The 2,729-nt window shown below is 65.4% G+C and carries 5 protein-coding genes and 1 tRNA gene; 5 read left to right on the top strand and 1 reads right to left on the bottom strand.

The window, feature by feature from the left end:
• Positions 1 to 338: 338 nt before the first annotated feature.
• The 4 genes from Q0C81_RS01265 (at position 339) to Q0C81_RS01250 (ending at position 1,881) form a co-directional block, all read left to right on the top strand.
• Positions 339 to 902 (top strand): cold-shock protein, encoded by a 564-nt coding sequence (locus Q0C81_RS01265; RefSeq protein ID WP_291832449.1) that lies wholly within the window; start codon positions 339 to 341, stop codon positions 900 to 902.
• Between the two features lie 33 nt (positions 903 to 935).
• The gene (locus tag Q0C81_RS01260) at positions 936 to 1,406 is read left to right on the top strand and encodes a DUF192 domain-containing protein (RefSeq protein ID WP_291832448.1); all 471 of its coding nucleotides are present in this window, start codon (positions 936 to 938) and stop codon (positions 1,404 to 1,406) included.
• A 50-nt stretch (positions 1,407 to 1,456) separates the two neighbouring features.
• Positions 1,457 to 1,533: transfer RNA gene (locus tag Q0C81_RS01255), tRNA-Pro, on the top strand.
• Between the two features lie 114 nt (positions 1,534 to 1,647).
• Complete coding sequence (locus Q0C81_RS01250) at positions 1,648 to 1,881, top strand: hypothetical protein (RefSeq protein WP_291832447.1); 234 nt, start codon at positions 1,648 to 1,650, stop codon at positions 1,879 to 1,881.
• A gap of 22 nt (positions 1,882 to 1,903) precedes the next feature.
• Here Q0C81_RS01250 and Q0C81_RS01245 read toward each other — a convergent pair whose 3' ends face one another.
• The gene (locus Q0C81_RS01245; protein ID WP_291832446.1) at positions 1,904 to 2,233 is read right to left on the bottom strand and encodes a hypothetical protein; all 330 of its coding nucleotides are present in this window, start codon (positions 2,231 to 2,233) and stop codon (positions 1,904 to 1,906) included.
• A gap of 144 nt (positions 2,234 to 2,377) precedes the next feature.
• Here Q0C81_RS01245 and Q0C81_RS01240 point away from each other — a divergent pair, with 144 nt between their 5' ends.
• On the top strand, positions 2,378 to 2,686 hold the full coding sequence (locus Q0C81_RS01240) for an ETC complex I subunit (RefSeq protein ID WP_291832445.1): 309 nt from the start codon (positions 2,378 to 2,380) through the stop codon (positions 2,684 to 2,686).
• Positions 2,687 to 2,729: the final 43 nt, after the last annotated feature.

Raw genomic sequence — 2,729 nt, 5'->3', positions numbered from 1 at the left:
GGATCGATTTTCTTCTCATCGCCATCGTCAGGTCCGGAACCTCGGCCGGGACGCCGTGGGTGAGATGCTGCCGGAAGACCCGTCCGCCTGACCGCGGGCCAGGACGCCCGCGTGGCCTCGCAGGCCAGTGGGCTGGGGCCCTTGCCCTTGATCTCAAAGCCCTATCGCCCCGGCGACCCGCCACGCCGTGTGAAACATCCGTGCTCCGGGCGATCCGGCAACGGTTGAACGAATTCGACTGCACAACCAACGAAAATGGGTGTTTTTCGCTTTTCAGGTGTTCAAAGAACCGTGTTAAATAAGACGTGCCCGTACAGATCCCGGGCAGGGGGAAAGTTGTGTCTGACTACGAGGGTGGGGAAACGGTGACCGCGGTGCGGATCGCCGGACGGGTCAAGTGGTTCGACCCCGGCAAGGGCTACGGGTTCATCGTACCTGACGACCCGGGCATGACCGACCTGAAGGACGTGCTGCTGCACATCTCCAGCCTGCGCGACAGCGGACACGAGACCGCGGCCGAAGGCGCGCCCATTTCCTGCGACTGCGTACGCCGCCCCAAGGGCTGGCAGGTGATCGAGATCGTCGACCTGGGCGAGGGCGATCCCGCCCTGGCCGTCCAGCAGCCGCGCCGTCCGACGGGCTATGAAGGCCTGCGCCAGTCCAGCGAGGCGGCGCCGCCCGTCGCCGGCGGTCCGCTCGAGCCGGCGGTGGTGAAATGGTTCAACCGCACCAAGGGCTACGGATTCGTGGTGCGCGACGGCCAACCCGGAGATATCTTCATCCATGTCGAAACGCTTCGGCGCTGCGGGCTGGACGATCTCCTGCCCGGAGAGTCGGTTTCGGTGCGGTTCGCCGATGGCCCCAAGGGGCTGGTGGTCGCTGAAATCAGGATGGGCGGATAGGACATCCGCTCCCTTTGCAAAGGGCGGATGTGAATGATTCATCGTCGTGGAATTCCGGCGCTCGTCGCCGGTGCGGTGCTGCTGGCCGGCTGCGCCCTCGGGACGCCCAAGGGGCCGGACGGCCAGCCGATGGAGCCGCTGACCATCACCACCTCGAGCGGCGCGCACAAATTCATGGTCGAGATCGCCGACGATGAAGCCGAGCGCCAGCGCGGCCTGATGGAGCGTCCGCCGCTCGCCGACGATCGCGGCATGCTGTTCCAGTTCCCCGACGTCGCCGAGCGCGGCTTCTGGATGCACAACACGCCCAGCCCGCTGGACATCATCTACATCGACCCGCACGGCCGTATCGTCTCGATCGTCAAGAACGCGGCGCCCAACAACGACCGGGTCCTGCCGTCGAACGGACCGGCCATGGGTGTGCTGGAACTGCGCGCCGGACGCTCGGACGAGATCGGCGCCAAGCCGGGCGACAAGGTCGCGCATCCCTTCTTCGCCGAATAAGGTCGTCAGGCGCGTTGCGGCGGGACGACGAGTGTGTCAAATCCCGCCGCCGGAGTGTAGCGCAGCCTGGTAGCGCATCTGGTTTGGGACCAGAGGGTCGGAGGTTCGAATCCTCTCACTCCGACCATCACTAAAATCCAGAAGCGGATGGCCGGCCCCGCGACATCCTTTGCGATGCTGGCGCTTGACTCCAAACTGTCCCGATACTCTCATTGGTGGAATTGTTTGGAAGGCGACGCGGATGCGCTTCTTGGACAGCCCTCATCTGAGAGTGATAGGCGTCGTCCTGCTTTTGGCGGGAACGGTCGCTTATCTTGGCCTTCGCAGCCTGTTCCTCGATCACTGGATCGCCGTCGTCATGTTCGGCGCGACGGGGTGGATGACCGGAGCCGTCTACGCCGCGCTCTGCATGGCTCTGACAGGAGGCGTGTTGTTTTTCTCAACCTTCCTGAAGAGACGGCGCCTGTCCTCATAGTGCGCTGGAGGCCTAGGCGGCCCTAGAAGACGCCCACCGCGGCGTCGGCCCAGATCAGCAGCACAGCGGCCAGGATGACGGCGGCTGAGATCAGCCGGCCGGTCAGGCTGCGGAATTTCCACGCCGCCAGTTCGAACAGGGCGCCCGCGCCGATCAGCAGGACGCCGGCGAAGGCGAAGTCCTCGGGCCCCCAGGCGACCTCGTGCGTGAACTGCATCGCCACGGCGGGCAGCAGCAGCAGGGCCGCGATCCCGCCCCACATCGCCACGCGCCAAAGCGGAAACCGCTGTCCGCCGTCGGTCTTGGTCATGCCCGTCATCTCGGCCTCGCCGTGAAAGTGATGACCCTTCATGCGCCGGTCGCCGCGCGGAGGCATGTGGAGATTTCAAGGATTTTTCACGCAGGGCCGGCGGCGGGCGGCTGCGAAGGGCGCGGTTTGGCGCTTGAGCGACGGCGAATGCGTTGTATTACGGCGGCAACCGTTCGAGAGACCGCCATGGCCATCGCCCGCATCTACCGCCCCGCCAAGACCGCCATGCAATCCGGCAAGGCCAAGTCGAGAGACTGGCGGCTGGAGTTCGAACCGGCCTCGGCGCGGACCATCGACCCGCTGATGGGCTGGACCTCATCGTCGGACATGAACGGCCAGGTCCGCCTGACCTTCGATTCCAAGGAAGAGGCCGTCGCCTACGCCGAACGCCACGGCATCGCCTTCCGCCTGCACGAGCCGCAGGAGCCGCCGGTGATCCTCAAGGCCTACGCCGACAATTTCGCCACCTACCGCAAGCAGTCCTGGACGCACTAGTCGCCTCTGGCGACTAGTGCTTTTAAGCGGCCTACCGCCCTTC

This window comes from Brevundimonas sp. (assembly GCF_023259385.1).
In the GTDB taxonomy this organism is placed as follows: Bacteria; Pseudomonadota; Alphaproteobacteria; order Caulobacterales; family Caulobacteraceae; genus Brevundimonas.
Note: the sequence above shows the minus strand (reverse complement) of the source record. Positions and strands in the feature narration are given on the sequence as shown.